This window comes from Lelliottia sp. WB101 (assembly GCF_003051885.1).
Lineage (GTDB): Bacteria > Pseudomonadota > Gammaproteobacteria > Enterobacterales > Enterobacteriaceae > Enterobacter > Enterobacter nimipressuralis.
Genome location: NZ_CP028520.1, coordinates 4,142,951 through 4,160,138 on the forward strand (window position 1 = coordinate 4,142,951; position 17,188 = coordinate 4,160,138).

The 17,188-nt window shown below is 54.2% G+C and carries 15 protein-coding genes; 1 reads left to right on the forward strand and 14 read right to left on the reverse strand.

Going from position 1 to position 17,188, the window contains the following annotated elements; translation table 11 throughout:
- Positions 1 to 5 precede the first annotated feature (5 nt).
- The 11 genes from tolB to mngA all read right to left on the reverse strand — a co-directional run bounded on the left by tolB (position 6) and on the right by mngA (position 12,795).
- Positions 6 to 1,298 (reverse strand): Tol-Pal system beta propeller repeat protein TolB, encoded by a 1,293-nt coding sequence (tolB, locus tag DAI21_RS20135; RefSeq protein WP_107704019.1) that lies wholly within the window; start codon positions 1,296 to 1,298, stop codon positions 6 to 8.
- A gap of 129 nt (positions 1,299 to 1,427) precedes the next feature.
- Complete coding sequence (tolA, locus tag DAI21_RS20140; protein WP_102105252.1) at positions 1,428 to 2,699, reverse strand: cell envelope integrity protein TolA; 1,272 nt, start codon at positions 2,697 to 2,699, stop codon at positions 1,428 to 1,430.
- A 28-nt stretch (positions 2,700 to 2,727) separates the two neighbouring features.
- Positions 2,728 to 3,156, reverse strand: coding sequence for a colicin uptake protein TolR (tolR, locus tag DAI21_RS20145; protein ID WP_100777166.1), 429 nt, complete (start codon positions 3,154 to 3,156; stop codon positions 2,728 to 2,730).
- A gap of 3 nt (positions 3,157 to 3,159) precedes the next feature.
- On the reverse strand, positions 3,160 to 3,852 hold the full coding sequence (gene tolQ / locus DAI21_RS20150; RefSeq protein WP_100777167.1) for a Tol-Pal system protein TolQ: 693 nt from the start codon (positions 3,850 to 3,852) through the stop codon (positions 3,160 to 3,162).
- Complete coding sequence (gene ybgC / locus DAI21_RS20155; RefSeq protein ID WP_032617092.1) at positions 3,849 to 4,253, reverse strand: tol-pal system-associated acyl-CoA thioesterase; 405 nt, start codon at positions 4,251 to 4,253, stop codon at positions 3,849 to 3,851. Before ybgC ends, tolQ begins: the two co-directional genes overlap by 4 nt.
- A 148-nt stretch (positions 4,254 to 4,401) precedes the next feature.
- Positions 4,402 to 4,692, reverse strand: a complete 291-nt coding sequence (ybgE, locus tag DAI21_RS20160) for a cyd operon protein YbgE (protein WP_100780748.1) — start codon at positions 4,690 to 4,692, stop codon at positions 4,402 to 4,404.
- 2 nt (positions 4,693 to 4,694) lie between these two features.
- The gene (cydX, locus tag DAI21_RS20165; protein WP_095281280.1) at positions 4,695 to 4,808 is read right to left on the reverse strand and encodes a cytochrome bd-I oxidase subunit CydX; all 114 of its coding nucleotides are present in this window, start codon (positions 4,806 to 4,808) and stop codon (positions 4,695 to 4,697) included.
- Positions 4,809 to 4,822: 14 nt separating this feature from the next.
- Positions 4,823 to 5,962 carry a cytochrome d ubiquinol oxidase subunit II gene (gene cydB, locus DAI21_RS20170; protein WP_107704020.1) on the reverse strand — a complete coding sequence of 380 codons (1,140 nt, stop codon included), beginning with the start codon at positions 5,960 to 5,962 and terminating at the stop codon, positions 4,823 to 4,825.
- A 15-nt stretch (positions 5,963 to 5,977) separates the two neighbouring features.
- Positions 5,978 to 7,546 (reverse strand): cytochrome ubiquinol oxidase subunit I, encoded by a 1,569-nt coding sequence (cydA, locus tag DAI21_RS20175; protein WP_100777169.1) that lies wholly within the window; start codon positions 7,544 to 7,546, stop codon positions 5,978 to 5,980.
- A 681-nt stretch (positions 7,547 to 8,227) separates the two neighbouring features.
- Complete coding sequence (mngB, locus tag DAI21_RS20180; protein WP_107704021.1) at positions 8,228 to 10,861, reverse strand: mannosylglycerate hydrolase; 2,634 nt, start codon at positions 10,859 to 10,861, stop codon at positions 8,228 to 8,230.
- Between the two features lie 17 nt (positions 10,862 to 10,878).
- Entirely contained in the window at positions 10,879 to 12,795 is a 1,917-nt protein-coding gene (gene mngA, locus DAI21_RS20185; RefSeq protein ID WP_107704022.1) for a PTS 2-O-a-mannosyl-D-glycerate transporter subunit IIABC, read from the reverse strand.
- Positions 12,796 to 12,977: 182 nt separating this feature from the next.
- On the opposite strand from mngA, the gene DAI21_RS20190 reads away from it, so the two are divergent.
- Complete coding sequence (locus DAI21_RS20190; protein ID WP_107704023.1) at positions 12,978 to 13,694, forward strand: GntR family transcriptional regulator; 717 nt, start codon at positions 12,978 to 12,980, stop codon at positions 13,692 to 13,694.
- Positions 13,695 to 13,819: 125 nt separating this feature from the next.
- On the opposite strand, the gene sucD is transcribed toward DAI21_RS20190, so the two are convergent.
- The 3 genes from sucD to odhB all read right to left on the reverse strand — a co-directional run bounded on the left by sucD (position 13,820) and on the right by odhB (position 17,181).
- Positions 13,820 to 14,689 (reverse strand): succinate--CoA ligase subunit alpha, encoded by an 870-nt coding sequence (gene sucD / locus DAI21_RS20195; protein ID WP_095281274.1) that lies wholly within the window; start codon positions 14,687 to 14,689, stop codon positions 13,820 to 13,822.
- Positions 14,689 to 15,855, reverse strand: a complete 1,167-nt coding sequence (gene sucC / locus DAI21_RS20200) for an ADP-forming succinate--CoA ligase subunit beta (protein WP_059355295.1) — start codon at positions 15,853 to 15,855, stop codon at positions 14,689 to 14,691. Before sucC ends, sucD begins: the two co-directional genes overlap by 1 nt.
- 96 nt (positions 15,856 to 15,951) lie before the next feature.
- A complete protein-coding gene (gene odhB / locus DAI21_RS20205) occupies positions 15,952 to 17,181 on the reverse strand; it encodes a 2-oxoglutarate dehydrogenase complex dihydrolipoyllysine-residue succinyltransferase (protein WP_100777173.1) in 1,230 nt (409 codons plus the stop codon).
- Positions 17,182 to 17,188 lie beyond the last annotated feature (7 nt).

The following is a 17,188-nucleotide window of genomic DNA, read 5'->3' on the forward strand; positions in this document are numbered from 1 at the left end:
ATTATTTACAGATACGGCGACCAGGCAGGTGATTTTACCTGTCCATCAGTTGCCGGAATACGCGCTTTGAAACGCCCATCTGTAGAAACCAGATTCAGCACAGATCCCATCCCCTGAGAAGAGCTGTAGATTACCATCGTGCCGTTAGGTGCCAGACTCGGCGTTTCATCCAGGAACGTTGACGACAGAACTTGCACGCCACCCGTTACCAGATCTTGTTTGGCAATGTGCTGCTGGCCACCAGCAGAGCTGACCATTACCATAAATTTACCGTCACTGCTTACATCAGAATCCTGGTTCTGTGAACCTTCCCAGGTGATGCGCTGCGGTGCACCGCCATTTACATTGACTTTGTACACCTGAGGACGACCGGCCTGGTCAGACGTGAACGCCAGGTTCTGGCTGTCCGGGAACCAGGTAGGTTCAGTGTTGTTGCTGCGACCATCTGTGACCTGGCGAATCTGGCCGGAGCCGATATCCATCACGTACAGGTTCAGGCTGCCTGTTTTAGACAGAGCAAATGCCAGTTTAGTCCCATCAGGTGAGAACGCTGGCGCACCGTTGTGACGCGGGAACGAAGCAACCTGACGCACAGCGCCGTTGGACAGAGTCTGAATCACCAGCGCAGAGCGACCGCTTTCGAAGGTCACGTAAGCAAGTTTCGAACCGTCCGGAGACCAGGCCGGAGACATCAGCGGCTGTGGTGAACGGTGCACGGTGAACTGGTTGTAGCCGTCGTAGTCAGAGACGCGCAGTTCATACGGGAACTGGCCGCCGTTGGTCTGAACCACATAGGCGATACGGGTACGGAAGGCACCTTTAATACCGGTCAGCTTCTCGAACACTTCATCACTCGCAGTGTGACCCGCGTAGCGAAGCCACTGCTTGTTCACTTTATACGAGTTCTGCGCCAGAACAGTACCTGGAGCGCCGCCAGTATCAACCAGCTGGTAAGCCACTGTGTAGCCACCGTCCGGATTTGGAGTCACTTGACCCACTACCACGGCATCAATACCGAGCGCAGACCAGGCTGCCGGTTGAACTTCCTGAGCGGTACCCGGCTGCTGTGGCAAACGAGAACGATCTAAGGGATTGAATTTGCCGCTGTTACGCAAGTCAGCCGCCACAATGCCGCCAACGTCTTCAGGGGCAGCACCAGGGCCAGCCCACTGGAACGGAACAACGCCAATTGGACGCGCAGAGTCCACCCCTTGGGTGATCTCGATGCGTACCTCTGCGTGCAGCATGGCTGCCCACAGCATAAAGAAACTTACTGCTACACGTAATGCCTGCTTCATTATATCTCCCTTATCTGGGTAACGTTACCCACGATAATTTAGCAGAATGTTAACAAACTCAAATAGACAAAACTACCCGTCCCCAGCATCAAACCTTAGCCTGTATTTCCCACTTTGAGCGGGAAAACATCACAGTTTGAAGTCCAGTTTGGCATCTTTTACCTTCTCATAAACAGCCTGTGAAGGCGGTTTAGGAATTTTGGCCGTTTTGGCAGCCGTCAAAGCAGCCTGACATAACGCTGGATCGCCCCCTTCCTGGGTTACGTCCAGTAGCAGTCCATCTGGCGCAAGCTTGATATGCAAGACGCAAGATTTACCGGCGTACAGATCAGCGCCGTATAAACGGCTCTGAATAGCAGTACGGATTTGCGAGGCGTAAGCACTGATGTCCGCACCCGATGCACCACCATTCGCCCCACTCGTTCCGCTGTCTTTAGCTGGCTGGCCGTTTCCTTTCGCCCCACCGCCCGATTTCGGCGCATTCTTACCTGAACTCAGGTCACCGAAAAGGTCGTCAACATCAGATGCCGACGCTTTCTCTGCTGCCGCTTTTTTGGCTGCGGCGGCTTTAGCGGCTGCTGCTTTATCGGCAGCGGCTTTCTTATCTGCAGCAGCTTTTTCAGCGGCAGCGGCTTTTTTGTCGGCCGCAGCCTTCTCAGCAGCGGCGGCTTTTTCAGCAGCGGCCTTCTCTGCTGCAGCCGCTTTCTTCGCAGCATCAGCAGCGGCTTTCTTCTCCGCTTCCTGGGCTGCTTTCTTCGCGGCTTCCGCTTCTGCTTTCTTCTGTGCGTCGGCAGCAGCTTTCTTGGCGGCTTCTGCTTCCGCTTTTTTCTGCGCGTCGGCGGCGGCTTTCTTCGCGGCTTCCGCTTCTGCGACTTTTTGAGCATCAGCAGCGGCTTTCTTCGCCGCGTCAGCAGCTTGTTTTGCCTGAGCGTCCGCTTTTGCTTTGGCATCCGCAGCGGATTTGGCCGCCGCTTCTTCTGCCTGCTTTTGCTGCTCTTGTGCTTTCTGGGCCGCAGCTTCAGCCTGCTTCTGCTGTTCTGCCTGCTCCTTCGCCGCTTCTTGCGCCTGCAAACGTTCTTTCTCGAGCTGCTTCAGACGCTCCTGCTCCGCGGCCTGCTTTTCACGCAGCTCCTCGGCTTGCTGTTGCGCCTGTTTATCACGCTGCTCTTCTGCCCGTTTTGCACTCGCCTGCTGCTGTTGCTGACGATTATAGTTTTGCACTACCGCGCCTGGGTCCACCATGACGGCGTCGATGGAAGAGCCTCCACCGCCGCCGGCTGACGCGTCAATATGCTCATCGAACGAACTCCAGATCAGCGCTGCAAAGAGAATCACATGCAGCACCGCGGAGATAATAATCGCTCGCTTAAGCTTGTCGTTTTGTTCGGTTGCCTTTGACACTATCGGTTCCCAAAAACTGTGCAGAGAATTAAATCGGTTGCGTCATCAAGCCTACCGACTTAACACCCGCGCTATGTAGCAAGTTCAGCGCTTTAATTATTTCATCGTAAGGCACATCTTTGGCGCCACCGATTAAGAAGACCGTTTTCGGATTCGACGTCAGGCGACGCTGCGCTTCAGCAATAACCTGCTCAGGCGGCAGCTGATCCATGCGATCTTTCTCTACCACAACGCTATATTGCCCCACGCCGGAAACCTCAATGATAACCGGAGGTTCATCATTGCTGCTTACCGCCTGTGATTCTGTCGCATCCGGCAGATCAACTTCCACGCTCTGGGTGATGATTGGCGCTGTCGCCATAAAGATCAGCAGCAGCACCAACAATACGTCCAGCAACGGTACAATATTGATTTCGGACTTAAGTTCGCGACGATTTCGTCCACGCGCTCTGGCCATGGTTTACCCCTTGTTACTCTCGGTGCTGGTAAACGCCTGACGGTGCAGAATCGCAGTGAACTCTTCCATGAAGTTGTCGTAGTTCAGTTCCAGTTTGTTCACTCGCTGGTTCAGTCGGTTATACGCCATAACTGCCGGAATTGCGGCGAACAGACCGATTGCGGTCGCGATCAGTGCTTCTGCGATGCCCGGTGCAACCATTTGCAGCGTAGCCTGTTTAACCGCACCCAGTGCGATGAAGGCATGCATGATCCCCCACACGGTACCAAACAGACCGATATACGGGCTGATGGAACCTACCGTGCCAAGGAACGGGATGTGTGTTTCAAGTGATTCCAGCTCACGGTTCATCGAGATGCGCATGGCACGCGATGCCCCTTCAACGACCGCTTCAGGCGCATGATTATTTGCGCGATGGAGGCGAGCGAACTCTTTGAAACCGCTATAGAAAATTTGTTCGGAGCCTGAAAGGTTATCACGGCGCCCCTGGCTTTCCTGATACAAACGAGAAAGCTCAATACCAGACCAGAATTTATCTTCAAAGGCTTCGGCTTCACGGCCAGCAGCGTTAAGAATACGGGTTCTCTGGATAATGATTGCCCAGGATGCGATTGAAAAACCAATCAAAATCAACATGATAAGTTTAACCAGAAGGCTAGCCTTCAGGAACAAATCAAGGATATTCATGTCAGTCACTGCTTAAACTCCGCGACAATAGACTTAGGAAGCGCACGAGGCTTCATGATGAGTGGATCAACACAAACAATCAGGACTTCTGCTTCGTTCAGTACTGTGTTCTCTGCGTTGACGATCCGCTGCGTGAAAACCAGTGAGGTCCCGCGCATTGATGTTATTTCCGTTTGGACTTCGAGCATATCGTCGAGTCTGGCGGGTGCAAAATACTCCAGCGTCATCTTGCGTACCACGAAGGCAACTCGCTCAGCCAACAAAACCTGCTGACTGAAGTGATGATGGCGCAGCATCTCAGTGCGTGCCCGTTCATAAAAAGCAACGTAGCTGGCGTGGTAGACCACACCCCCGGCATCGGTATCTTCGTAGTAGACCCTAACCGGCCATCGAAACAGCGTTGTATTCACTTTACATCCTGGTAATGCAACAAAAGTTAGAGCTTTTAAACTTCGCTACTATACGCGCGGGAATGATGGTTTGGAATGGGGGAAAGTAAACGGAGAGTAAATTTTTATGGGCTCGAGTAAGCCCATAGGATTAACGGACAGTTCTTATTCAGCTAAAGAAAAAAACAAGTCCGGCGAGAAGCACAATATCAGCGACCAGCGGGCAGAAAATGCCTTGCCAGTGAACGGCTTTCGGGCGAAAGCCCACACCGTGAATGACGCCCGCGCAAACTGCCCACATGATTAAGAAACCATGCCAGATTTCCAGTTCGCTCGTCTTCGCCGCAAAGCGCGACGGGTCCCAGAAGATACAGCCTGCCAGCAGTAATGCCATCACTAAGGAAAGCGCCCTTAGCGGGCGCTTGTCCATTACCGCATATAGCTTTGCGATAACATTCATCATCAGTGCTTTTCTTCACCGGTTTTGGTCGCTTCGATATGCTCAAGCGCCAGCGCGGTAATGACACCAAATGCACAGGCAAGAAGCGTCCCCAAAATCCATGCGAAATACCACATATTCAGCTCCTTACTTAGTACAGGGAATGAGTGTTGCTTTCGATGTCTTCTTTCGTGATACGACCGAACATTTTCCAGTAACACCAGGTGGTGTAGAGCAGGATAATCGGTACGAACACGCAAGCAACATACGTCATCAGGTTAAGCGTCAACTGGCTTGACGTCGCATCCCACATGGTCAGGCTCGCATTCATCATGGTGCTGGATGGCATGACGAACGGGAACATTGCAATGCCCGCAGTCAGGATGATGCATGCCAGCGTCAGTGAAGAGAACACGAATGCCCAGGCGCCTTTCTCAAGACGAGAGGTCAGGACCGTCAGCAGCGGCAGCAACACACCCAGAGCCGGGATAGCCCATAGCGCAGGAGTGCTGTTGAAGTTCACCAGCCATGCCCCTGCCTGACGCGCAACTTCTTTGGTCAGCGGGTTAGACGGCGCAGCATGGTTGATAGCAGACGTCACCACATAACCATCAATACCGTATACGACCCAAACACCTGCCAGCGCGAAGCAGACCAGTGTTACCAGCGCCGCAACCTGCGCGGTGGCACGGGAGCGCAGGTGCAGTTCACCCACCGTACGCATCTGCAGATACGTGGCACCTTGAGTAATGATCATCGCCACACTCACCACGCCCGCCAGCAGGCCAAACGGGTTCAGCAGCTGGAAGAAGTTACCGGTGTAGTACAGACGCATATACTCATCGAGGTGGAACGGAACGCCCTGCAACAGGTTGCCGAACGCCACGCCAATCACCAGCGGTGGCACGAAGCTACCGATGAAGATGCCCCAGTCCCACATGTTGCGCCAGCGGGTATCTTCGATCTTCGAGCGGTAGTCAAAACCGACCGGACGGAAGAACAAGGATGCCAGCACCAGAATCATCGCCACATAGAAGCCGGAGAACGCAGCCGCGTAGACCATCGGCCAGGCGGCAAACAGTGCGCCGCCCGCGGTGATCAGCCACACCTGGTTACCGTCCCAGTGCGGGGCGATGGAGTTGATCATGATTCGACGCTCGGTGTCATTACGACCGAGGAAACGGGTGAGCATGCCCACCCCCATGTCGAAACCGTCCGTGACCGCAAAACCAATCAGTAAGATACCGACCAGCAGCCACCAGATAAAACGCAATACTTCATAATCGATCATTTGACGACTCCTGTCTTAGCGTGCCGGCTGAGTAGCCACGTTGGACTGCTCGTAGTGATAGCGACCGGTTTTCAGGCTGCTCGGGCCAAGGCGTGCGAACTTGAACATCAGGAACAGTTCGGCCACCAGGAACAGGGTGTACAGACCACAAATCAGCAGCATGGAGAAAATCAGGTCTCCCGCAGTCAGGGATGAGTTAGCCACTGCCGTTGGCAGCACCTCACCTATCGCCCATGGCTGACGGCCATACTCCGCAACAAACCAGCCGGACTCGATAGCAATCCATGGCAATGGAATACCGTACATCGCGGTACGAAGCAGCCATTTTTTCTGGCCGATACGGTTACGAATCACAGACCAGAAGGAGGCCGCGATAATCAGAAGCATCAGGATGCCGCAACCGACCATGATACGGAACGCGAAGTACAGCGGCGCAACGCGTGGAATGGAGTCTTTGGTTGCCAGCTGAATCTGTGCTTCAGTCGCATCAGACACATTCGGGGTATAACGCTTCAGCAGCAGGCCGTAACCCAGGTCTTTCTTCACGTCATTGAATTGATCGCGAACAGCCTGATCGGTAGAGCCTGAACGCAGCTGCTCCAGCAGCCCGTACGCTTTCATACCGTTACGGATACGCTCTTCGTGCTGCACCATCAGATCTTTCAGGCCCGTCACCTGCTTATCAACAGAACGGGTGGCGATGATGCCGAGGGCGTAAGGGATTTGAATAGCAAAACGGTTTTCCTGCGCATCCTGGTCAGGAATACCAAACAGGGTAAACGCCGCCGGAGCTGGCTGAGTTTCCCATTCGGCTTCGATAGCCGCCAGTTTGGTTTTCTGTACGTCACCCATTTCGTAACCGGATTCATCACCCAGCACGATAACAGACAGGATTGCCGCCATACCGAAGCTTGCCGCGATGGCAAAGGAGCGCTTGGCGAAAGCGAAGTCACGACCGCGCAGCATATAGTAGGAGCTGATGCCCAGAACGAACATCGCGCCGCAGACATAACCCGAGGCCACAGTGTGAACGAATTTCACCTGAGCAACCGGGTTCAGGACCAGCTCGGCAAAGCTGACCATCTCCATACGCATGGTTTCAAAGTTGAAATCAGACGCGATCGGGTTCTGCATCCAGCCGTTAGCGACCAGGATCCACAGTGCGGACAGGTTGGAGCCTAAGGCCACCAGCCAGGTCACTGCCATGTGCTGAACTTTACCCAGACGGTCCCAACCGAAGAAGAACAGACCTACAAAGGTGGATTCGAGGAAGAAGGCCATCAGACCTTCAATGGCCAGCGGCGCACCGAAGATATCCCCAACATAGTGAGAATAGTAAGACCAGTTAGTCCCGAACTGGAACTCCATGGTCAGGCCGGTCGCCACGCCCAGTGCAAAGTTGATACCAAACAACTTGCCCCAGAACTTGGTCATATCTTTATAAATCTGTTTGCCGGAAAGGACGTAGACCGTCTCCATGATGGCCAGCAGGAACGCCATACCGAGCGTCAGTGGCACAAAAAGGAAGTGGTACATCGCGGTCAAGGCAAACTGTAAGCGCGACAGTTCGACTATATCTAACATCATGACTCCTTGCTCATCGCATGAAGACTCCGAGAGTGAATCCCTGAGACGGGTTCACACACATGCCCCAATACAAAGTTATCTGTTCCCTTCGTCGTGACTTATTTTCTTCACTAGAGGAAAAAGTCATGATGAAAGGTTACAAATACGTTAAGAAAAAACTCTAATTGATCCCGCGAATATAATACGCTGCAAAGCCCTTACAATAAACAGGTTTTTATTGAAGGAGATTTACGTTTTACGACGGTGATCAATATATAGCGAATTTACACATTTTCAGCCAGTTTGATCGCCGACAATTTAGCGCCTTTTGAGGTGTTTTTCCAAGCATTAAACATTGATTTAAATCAAAAACGCGACTTTATGTTAATGGTGTTTAAATGCAGTAGCCATAGTAAAATCAATGTTAATGACATGTAGATTTAAGCAAGGTGATGGTTATCAAATACAGAGATGAAAATAAATTGAAGTGATTTTTTTTAACGCTGTTTGCCGTCTGGTCATTTTCACTGACAAACACTTAAGGATAGCTGCTTTAACGTGACTTTCCATCGCGATGTTTTCAGTCGAAGCGGAAACATCTATTTTACTTTTATTAATCTTTAAATTAACACCACGGCGTGACTATTTAGAAAACGAAAAGGTCACAAAAATGTGACCTTTGATTCGTTCGCCGGGTTTTTAGGCAAGTTTGATGCTAAAGGTTCTGGACTGGCAGGGCCGCAGGGTTTCAGCCGTCCCGTTGACGACCCTATCGCCCTTCTGAATCTCTTCATCCATTCCCGTTTCAGCACAGCGGCTGATCTCACGGCTGAAGCTGAACGAGGTATCACAACAAACCGATTCGGAAGGATTGAACACCCGCAGGATAATCTCATCGCGATCTTCGGCTTTTTTCAACGCCCCCACCAGGCAGCCAACGGGAGACATGGTCAATAAGCTGTAGGTCGCAGGAGTGACGACGCTGGCTTTGTTAAGCTTCATCGCATCCCACGGGATTTTGTTATAGCACTGGATCGGCGTCAGCCAGGCCCTGGCCTGCTGGGCAACGCCCGCATTAAGAGGCGTTCCGCAAAAGTTAAACAGGCTGAAACGGCACTGCAGCGCTCCCCTCACCTGCGAATCTGGCACCGGCATTTTTATTCCCGAGGGGCGGCCTGGGCGTAATAACAGATCCTCTTTTCCGAGTAACCCAACGCCGCGCAGCAGCGTCAGAGCAAAGGTTTTCTTCTCCTCACCGACAATTTCAAACTCGCGTAATCCTTCGGTGAACAACGCCATGCCCTGGCGCCCCTCCTGTAACACAGCGTAATTCAGTAAGTTCCACACCGGCACCGGTGCCTCTTTCCAGCCCTCTTCCTGCCAGCGGTCCATCGCTTCATCACGAACGGGGCGGACGACCGAGCCAAACTGGGTGTCTGCCAGCACCTCTGCCGTGTTGAAGGGGGTCGGAATGAGCACCCGCACCCGATGATCGTCCGCCTGATTATCCAGGCGCACCTCAACGTCGATACGTCGGCTGTGATGGCTGAGCGTGACCTCAATTTCAATGCCCAGGTGGCCGTCTCGCCGGCGGGCAGAGCGCGCAGCCAGATTGGCCGGGATAGCCATAAGGCTTCGAATCACCGCCCTGCTCTGCCAGGCTTCATGAAACACCTCGACGCTATGCTGCGCCTCACGTGATGTCAGCCGCCACTCTTCCCGCGACGGCGAATAGTCGTATTCGTCCCCGTCATCGGAACTCTCTTCGATCTCCAGCACGCGGTCATAAATAAGGCCGGAGTCTTTATCACGCAGGCGCAGCGTGCCGTCATCATTCAGGTCTATTTGCCAGAAAGCATTTTCCAGCAGCGCCGTCGTCGCCTCATGGCCCGGCAATATTTTTCCTGCGACGTGCGGTTCGATATAAAGGGTGCGATAACCCATCGAAGGCAAAATCTGGCGCAGCTGGATATCAAACTCCATAAACGGCTCGTAGTTGCCATAATGCACAATCTGCCGATCAATAAGGCCCGGATCGATCTCCCGTCGGGCGCGGATAAAGTAGGGAATTTCATTTCCTTTATCGTCCAGCAGCCGGAACGCGCTCGCGCGCAGGCGCACGGTAGTATTGACCACCTCTTCGCGCGGCCACGGCATAAGATTAAACAGCACCAGTTTGTCTTCATCCGTTTGCGGCATGTTGTCGACGATCTTACGTAAAGTGAAACGAATCAGATTGTCGGCCATATCCTCCGCCAGCTCGAAACGGGATGCGATCTCACGGTGTACTTTATCGCTACAGCAGCAGCCGATGCTGTCGTGGGCGTGATTCTTTAAAATCTCCTTCCACATTTTCTCCAGCAGCCCATGGTGATACTCAAAGCCCAGCGTCCAGGCCAACGTAGAGAGCGGCTCCAGAATATTGACGATTTTGTTCTCAATGCGGGCGTGAGCCATTTTGATATCCATACGCGTGGAGCCGATGGTCCGGTGAACGCGCATATATTTCCCGTCGATAAACTCGCCGTTGAGCGTCGCCAGCGCATCACGATGAGCGTCGATATGGGCAAACACCTCTTCGAAGCGGCTCATGACAAACTCCCGCTGGGGATAGATCTCCCGCAGCGTCTTCATCACCGTAAAAATGTTTTGCTGCAGCGGCATCTGGTCGTGTCCGTTCGGCAACAAAATCTCTTTCGTGAGCGAGGCGTTTTCCAGCACGTCGAAATAACTGTCCAGCCGTTTACGCAGCCCGGCTTCGTCCTCCGGTAAGTACTTACCAATCGCGTAGCCCAGCGGCAGCACCTGTGTCGTCACTTCGCTGCCGTCTTTGCTCTGCCACAAAAACTCCGTTTTGTCGGTGCCATGACGTTCAGAACAGCCGCGCCAGAACATCGCGCGATGGATGCCAAACCCGTTGTAGATGTGCGGAAGCTGACCCGACATGCCGAAGGAATCCGGCAAATAACCAATTTTCATCGGTTCGCCGAAGGCCAGGCAATCACGCATTCCGTACAACAGGTTGCGCACAATGGATTCGCCCGAAACAATCGTGGTGTCCGTCTGGGTGTACCACGGCCCGATAATCAGCTTTCCGGCTTCCACCAGCGCTTTGACGCGTGCTTTGTTCTCCGGCTTTATCGCGAAATAATCTTCCAGAATCGCCGTCTGCCCGTCGAGCACGTAGTATTTGTACTCCTCATCCTGCTCAAGGCGCGTGAGGATCTCTTCCATATTATTGACCAGCAAAATGCGTGACTCTTCGGTGGTGAAGTACCACTCACGGTCCCAGTGCATGTGCGGCGTGATGTGAACGCGAGATACAGCTTTCATCTTCGTTTCCTGTCCAGTTAAGGCATGATGCTATTGGGAATGTATTTGCCGCTTTTTACCGCCTGACGCCGCCAAAGGAGCAGCACGCTGGTCGATATGGCGGTCCCCACCAGCGCGGCGCCAAACCAGCCCGCTGCGGCCGCAACGCCGCTCAGTCCGGCGGGATGCAGTAAAAAGAGGGAGAAAATTCCGGCCCCTGGAGTGGAAAGCCCCATTCCCATCGCGCCGACTATCGCGCCTGTCACCAGGGAGCCGAGCACAAACGAGCCAATCACTCGCAGCGGATCTTCAATCGCCATCGGAATCGCCCCTTCGGTGATCCCTGCCAGCCCCAGCAGCCAGGTCGATTTTCCGGTTTCGATTTCAAAAGGTTTAAACAGCCGCGGGGAGATGAGCGTTGAGGCCGTCACGGTAAACGCAGAAACCATTTTGACCGACGCAAAAATAGCGTATGGGCCGTACACCCCATTCGCCATCGCGCCCAGACAAAAGGCGTAGGCCGCTTTATTCACCGGGCCGCCCAGATCGAACGAGCACATAAATCCGAGGATTGCGCCGAGCAGAAGCGCGTTTGCGCCAGACAGTCCGTTGAGCCAGGCAGTCAGGGCGTTATTGATCCACGCTACCGGCTCACCGATCACAAACAGCATCAGGCTGCCGGCGCCGAGCGTGCCTATCACCGGATAGAGGTAATAGACCAGGAAACCGTTATAGCGATTGCTCAGACGAACGTGATTTTTCACCCAGCGCATCAGATAGCCCGCGATCAGACCCCCGGCGATAGCGCCCAAAAACCCGGAGCCAATCATGTTGGCGGCAAGTCCTGCCGCGAAACCGGGGGCCAGCGCGGGTTTATCTGCCAGCGAATACGCGGTATAGGCTGCGAGCACCGGCACCATCAACACGCCCAGCATCCCGCCGCCCAGTTTGCGATACATCCACAGCCATGAATTCTCCTGATCGAAGAGGTGCTGCAAACCGAGCATTTGCGCCAGTAATACCGACACTGCCAGCACCGTGCCCCCTGCAACGATCAAGGGTACGGCAAACGAAATCCCGCTCAGCAAGGCCTGCTTCAGCTCCGCTTTCAGGCTTTTTCGCCCGTCGGCGTCGGGTTGTTGCTGCCGTTGAACCTCAGAAGTTTTCAGGGCCAGCGCCTGATTGATCAGCGCTTCGGCGTGGCGCAGCGGCTCGGTCACAGGGACCGACAGCGCAGGAATGCCGTTAAAACGTTCATGATCTTTAATCGCCACGTCGGCGGCAAAAATGCAGGCCTTCGCCTCCTTGAGCTGCTGGGGCGTTAAGCGCCCTTCAATGCCGTTCGCCCCCTGCTTTTCGACAATCACATTGACGCCAAGCTTGCGCCCGGCCTTCTCAAGGTATTCCGCCGCCATATACGTGTGCGCGATCCCCGCCGGGCAGGCCGTGACGCAAACAATCGTCGGTGCATCTGACAGCAGCGCCACGGTTTGCTCTTCGGGTGCTTCGTCCAGCGCGGCCAGCAGGGCGTCGGGCGTATCAGCCGCCATCACACGTGCCCGCAAGACATCATCGGCCAGACGCGTGGTCAGCGCCGTCAACACTTTCATGTGCGTGGTCCCTGCTTCGGCAGGCGGGATCGCCAGCAGGAAAATCAGCTCGACGTTTTCAGGCCCATCAACGCCCTCCCACTCAAGCGGATTGCGCAGCGTCGCGACCGCAAAAGCCGCTTCGTTCACCGCCGCACTTTTACCGTGCGGAACCGCCAGCCCCTCACCCAGCGCGGTTGGTCCCTGCGCTTCGCGCTGTAAAACATCAGCCAGAAAACGCTCCGGATCGGCTATTTTTCCCAGATCGTGCAGCCGCTGTGCCAGCTGGCGGATCGCATCGTCACGATCGGTAAATCGCGCATGCAGAAAGATTGCATGGGGATGAGTCAGAGTCGTCAGGTTCATCAGATCCTCACAGAATTGTCGTTTTAATGTACGGCAGATTCTGGCACACCAGATGATACCTTTATGTGATCATTTTCACTTAACCGCTAAATTTGTATTATTGTTGTATTATTTACAATCCGAATACTCAGGGCATAATTCAAAAGAATGGTATTACCTGAACAATACAAAAACGGACGTTTATGAGTCAGAAACCGATGTACCGCCAGATCGCCGACACCTTGCGCGAACAGATCAGCAGCGGCGAACTGAAGCCGGGTGACGCGCTCCCCACCGAATCAGCGCTTCAGGCGATGTTCAGTGTCAGCCGCGTGACGATAAGGCAAGCCCTAAAGCGGCTGACGGAAGAGCAGATTATTGAAAGTATTCAGGGCAGCGGCTCTTACGTAAAAGAGGAGCGGGTGAATTACGACATCTATCAGCTCACCGGTTTTTATGAAAAGCTGGCGGACCGCAACGTCGACACCCACAGCGAGGTGAAAGTGTTTGAGGTCATAAAAGCCGATGCAAGGCTTGCCGAAAAGTTACAGCTCGCCCCGGATGACAAGGTCTGGCACGTTAAACGCGTGCGCTTTATCAAGCAAAAACCGGTCAATCTGGAAGAGACCTGGATGCCGCTGGCGCTGTTTGCCGACCTCACCTGGGAGGTGATGGAAAACTCGAAATATCACTATATTGAGCAGATCAAAAAGATGGTTATCGATCGCAGCGAGCAGGAACTGTTGCCGGTCATGCCTTCAGAAGAGGCGATCGCCGCCCTGTCGCTCGATCCGGCAAAACCGATCCTCGAAAAAGTCTCTCGCGGGTTTTTGAAAGACGGCAGAGTGTTTGAGTTCAGCCGTAACGTATTCAATAGCGACGACTACAACTTCACGCTGGTAGCGAAACGCCGACACTGAAAACCTGGCCGGTATACGGTTTAACGAGAAATAAATGGCATAAAAAAGGCCGCTTTTCAGCGGCCAACCATGTCGAAACGGACATTTATTATGTCAAAGCTCTCCTTGCGGAGAGCAGAGAGGATTTACTTGATGATAGCGCTCAGCGCTTCGCCGATATCGGCCAGGCTGCGAACGGTTTTAACACCTGCGGCTTCCAGAGCGGCGAATTTCTCATCCGCTGTGCCTTTACCACCGGCAATGATGGCGCCTGCGTGGCCCATACGTTTGCCTTTTGGCGCCGTCACACCCGCGATGTAGCCAACAACCGGCTTGGTGACGTGATCTTTGATGTAAGCTGCAGCTTCTTCTTCCGCGCTACCGCCGATTTCGCCGATCATCACGATCGCTTCAGTCTGCGGATCTTCCTGGAACAGTTTCAGGATATCGATGAAGTTAGAGCCTGGGATCGGGTCACCGCCGATGCCCACACAGGTGGACTGGCCGAAACCGTAGTCAGTGGTCTGCTTAACTGCTTCATAGGTCAGGGTACCGGAGCGAGACACGATGCCCACTTTGCCTGGCTTGTGAATGTGGCCCGGCATGATGCCGATTTTGCATTCGCCTGGGGTGATGACGCCCGGGCAGTTTGGCCCGATCATGCGAACGCCCGCTTCATCCAGCTTCACTTTTACGGTCAGCATGTCCAGGGTCGGGATGCCTTCAGTAATGGTGATGATCAGTTTGATGCCTGCGTCGATCGCTTCCAGAATAGAGTCTTTGCAGAACGGAGCCGGAACGTAGATCACGGTCGCGGTTGCGCCCGTCGCTTCTACCGCTTCGCGCACGGTGTTGAACACCGGCAGGCCCAGATGCGTGGTGCCGCCTTTGCCTGGCGTCACGCCGCCAACCATCTGCGTACCGTAAGCAATCGCTTGTTCGGAGTGGAAAGTCCCCTGGCTTCCGGTGAAGCCCTGGCAGATAACTTTAGTGTTCTTATCAATCAAAACGGACATTATTTCCCCTCCACTGCGGCAACAACCTGCTGAGCTGCATCCGTCAGACTTTTCGCTGCAATAATATTCAGGCCACTGTCAGCCAGTTTTTTCGCGCCGAGTTCAGCGTTGTTACCTTCCAGACGAACCACAACCGGGACGTTCACGCCCACTTCTTCCACCGCACCGATGATACCGTCAGCGATCAGGTCGCAACGAACGATACCGCCGAAGATGTTAACCAGAACGGCTTTCACGTTGTCGTCAGAGAGGATGATTTTGAACGCTTCGGTTACGCGCTCTTTGGTCGCGCCGCCGCCCACGTCAAGGAAGTTAGCCGGTTCGCCACCGTGCAGTTTAACGATGTCCATGGTGCCCATTGCCAGGCCCGCACCGTTAACCATGCAGCCGATGTTGCCATCCAGCGCAACGTAGTTCAGTTCCCACTGTGCAGCCTGCGCTTCACGCGGATCTTCCTGAGACTGATCGCGCATTTCACGCAGATCGGACTGGCGGAACAGTGCGTTACCGTCAGCGCCCAGTTTGCCGTCGAGGCAGATCAGGTCGCCCTGAGTGGTGATCACCAGCGGGTTGATTTCGATCAGCGCCAGATCGCGCTCCAGGAAGATCGTCGCCAGGCCCATGAAGATCTTGGTGAACTGTTGAACCAGTTTACCTTCCAGACCCAGTTTGAACGCCAGCTCGCGCCCCTGGTAAGGCATAGGGCCTGCCAGTGGATCGATAGCCACTTTGTGGATCAGGTGTGGCGTCTCTTCAGCCACTTTCTCGATTTCCACGCCGCCTTCGGTGGATGCCATGAACACCACGCGACGGGAGCTACGGTCTACAACCGCGCCGAGATACAACTCTTTTGCGATATCAGTCGCTGCTTCAACCAGGATCTGGTTTACCGGCTGGCCGTTCGCATCTGTCTGATAGGTCACCAGGCGTTTGCCCAGCCAGTGTTCAGCAAAAGCGCGGATCTCTTCTTTGCTCTTCACAACCTTCACACCGCCCGCTTTACCGCGGCCACCAGCGTGAACCTGACACTTAACTACCCAAGGGCCGGAACCGATTTTAGATGCGGCTTCTTCTGCTTCACGTGGGGTAGTACAGGCATAACCCACCGGAGCCGGTAAGCCATACCGGGCAAACAGCTGTTTGGCCTGATATTCATGTAAGTTCATGTGTTCTATCCATCCTTCAGGTAATCGTTTTTTTCAAACCTGTAGACCGGCAGCGCAACGCTTGCCCGGTCTACAGGGCAGGTGAGGCAAAAACTACTACACGTCCAGCAGCAGACGCGTTGGATCTTCCAGCAGCTCTTTAATCGCCACCAGATAACCCACAGATTCACGACCATCAATCAGACGGTGATCGTAGGAGAGCGCCAGATACATCATCGGCAGGATCTCCACTTTACCGTCAACCGCCATTGGGCGATCTTTGATGGCATGCATACCCAGAATCGCGCTCTGCGGCGGGTTGATGATTGGGGTAGACATCAGGGAACCGAACACACCACCGTTGGTGATGGTGAAGTTACCGCCGGTCAGGTCTTCAACGGTCAGCTTACCGTCACGGCCTTTCAGCGCCAGCTCTTTGATTTTCTTCTCGATATCCGCCATGCCCAGGGTATCAACGTCACGCAGAACCGGGGTCACCAGGCCGCGCGGCGTGGAGACCGCCATGCTGACGTCGAAGTAGTTGTGGTAGACCACATCTTCGCCATCGATAGAGGCATTCACTTCCGGATAGCGTTTCAGCGCTTCAACAACCGCTTTCACGTAGAAGGACATAAAGCCCAGACGGATACCGTGACGTTTTTCAAACGCGTCACCGTACTGCTTACGCAGATCCATGATTGGCTTCATGTTGACTTCGTTGAAGGTGGTCAGCATCGCGGTGGAGTTTTTCGCTTCCAGCAGACGCTCAGCCACACGCTTACGCAGACGCGTCATCGGCACGCGTTTTTCACTGCGTGCGCCCAGCGCTGGCTGTGCAGCAGGCGCTGCTGCGGCTGCCGCCGGTGCTTTGGCTTCTTCTTTCGCAGGCGCTTTCGCCAGATGTTTTTCCACATCTTCACGGGTCAGACGACCGCCAACACCGGTGCCTTTAATGGCGCTGGCTTCGAGATTGTGTTCACCCAGCAGGCGACGGATCGCCGGGCTGAGTGCATCGTTAGTTTGCTCTTCCAGAGACGCTTGCTGACGCTGAGCCGGGGTGGACTCTTTGCTTTCAGACTTGGCGCTGGACTCTTTGCCCGCGCTGTTGCCTTCACGCAGGCGACCGAGGATCTGGCGAGAGGTCACCGTGGTGCCTTCGTCTTCCAGCACTGCATCAAGAATGCCATCCGCCGATGCCGGTACTTCCAGTACCACTTTGTCAGTTTCGATTTCTACCAGCACTTCATCGCGCTTAACGCTATCGCCCGGTTTTTTATGCCAGGTCGCAACCGTGGCGTCAGCGACGGATTCAGGCAGGTCGGGAACAAGAATATCTACGCTACTCATTATGTAT

Coding starts and splice junctions, on each gene's coding strand:
- tolB (WP_107704019.1), bottom strand. CDS start 1,298: ATGAAGCAGGCATTACGTGTAGCAGTAAGTTTCTTTATGCTGTGGGCA.
- tolR (WP_100777166.1), bottom strand. CDS start 3,156: ATGGCCAGAGCGCGTGGACGAAATCGTCGCGAACTTAAGTCCGAAATC.
- ybgE (WP_100780748.1), bottom strand. CDS start 4,692: ATGAATGTTATCGCAAAGCTATATGCGGTAATGGACAAGCGCCCGCTA.
- cydX (WP_095281280.1), bottom strand. CDS start 4,808: ATGTGGTATTTCGCATGGATTTTGGGGACGCTTCTTGCCTGTGCATTT.
- cydB (WP_107704020.1), bottom strand. CDS start 5,962: ATGATCGATTATGAAGTATTGCGTTTTATCTGGTGGCTGCTGGTCGGT.
- cydA (WP_100777169.1), bottom strand. CDS start 7,546: ATGTTAGATATAGTCGAACTGTCGCGCTTACAGTTTGCCTTGACCGCG.
- mngB (WP_107704021.1), bottom strand. CDS start 10,861: ATGAAAGCTGTATCTCGCGTTCACATCACGCCGCACATGCACTGGGAC.
- mngA (WP_107704022.1), bottom strand. CDS start 12,795: ATGAACCTGACGACTCTGACTCATCCCCATGCAATCTTTCTGCATGCG.
- DAI21_RS20190 (WP_107704023.1), top strand. CDS start 12,978: ATGAGTCAGAAACCGATGTACCGCCAGATCGCCGACACCTTGCGCGAA.
- sucD (WP_095281274.1), bottom strand. CDS start 14,689: ATGTCCGTTTTGATTGATAAGAACACTAAAGTTATCTGCCAGGGCTTC.
- sucC (WP_059355295.1), bottom strand. CDS start 15,855: ATGAACTTACATGAATATCAGGCCAAACAGCTGTTTGCCCGGTATGGC.
- odhB (WP_100777173.1), bottom strand. CDS start 17,181: ATGAGTAGCGTAGATATTCTTGTTCCCGACCTGCCTGAATCCGTCGCT.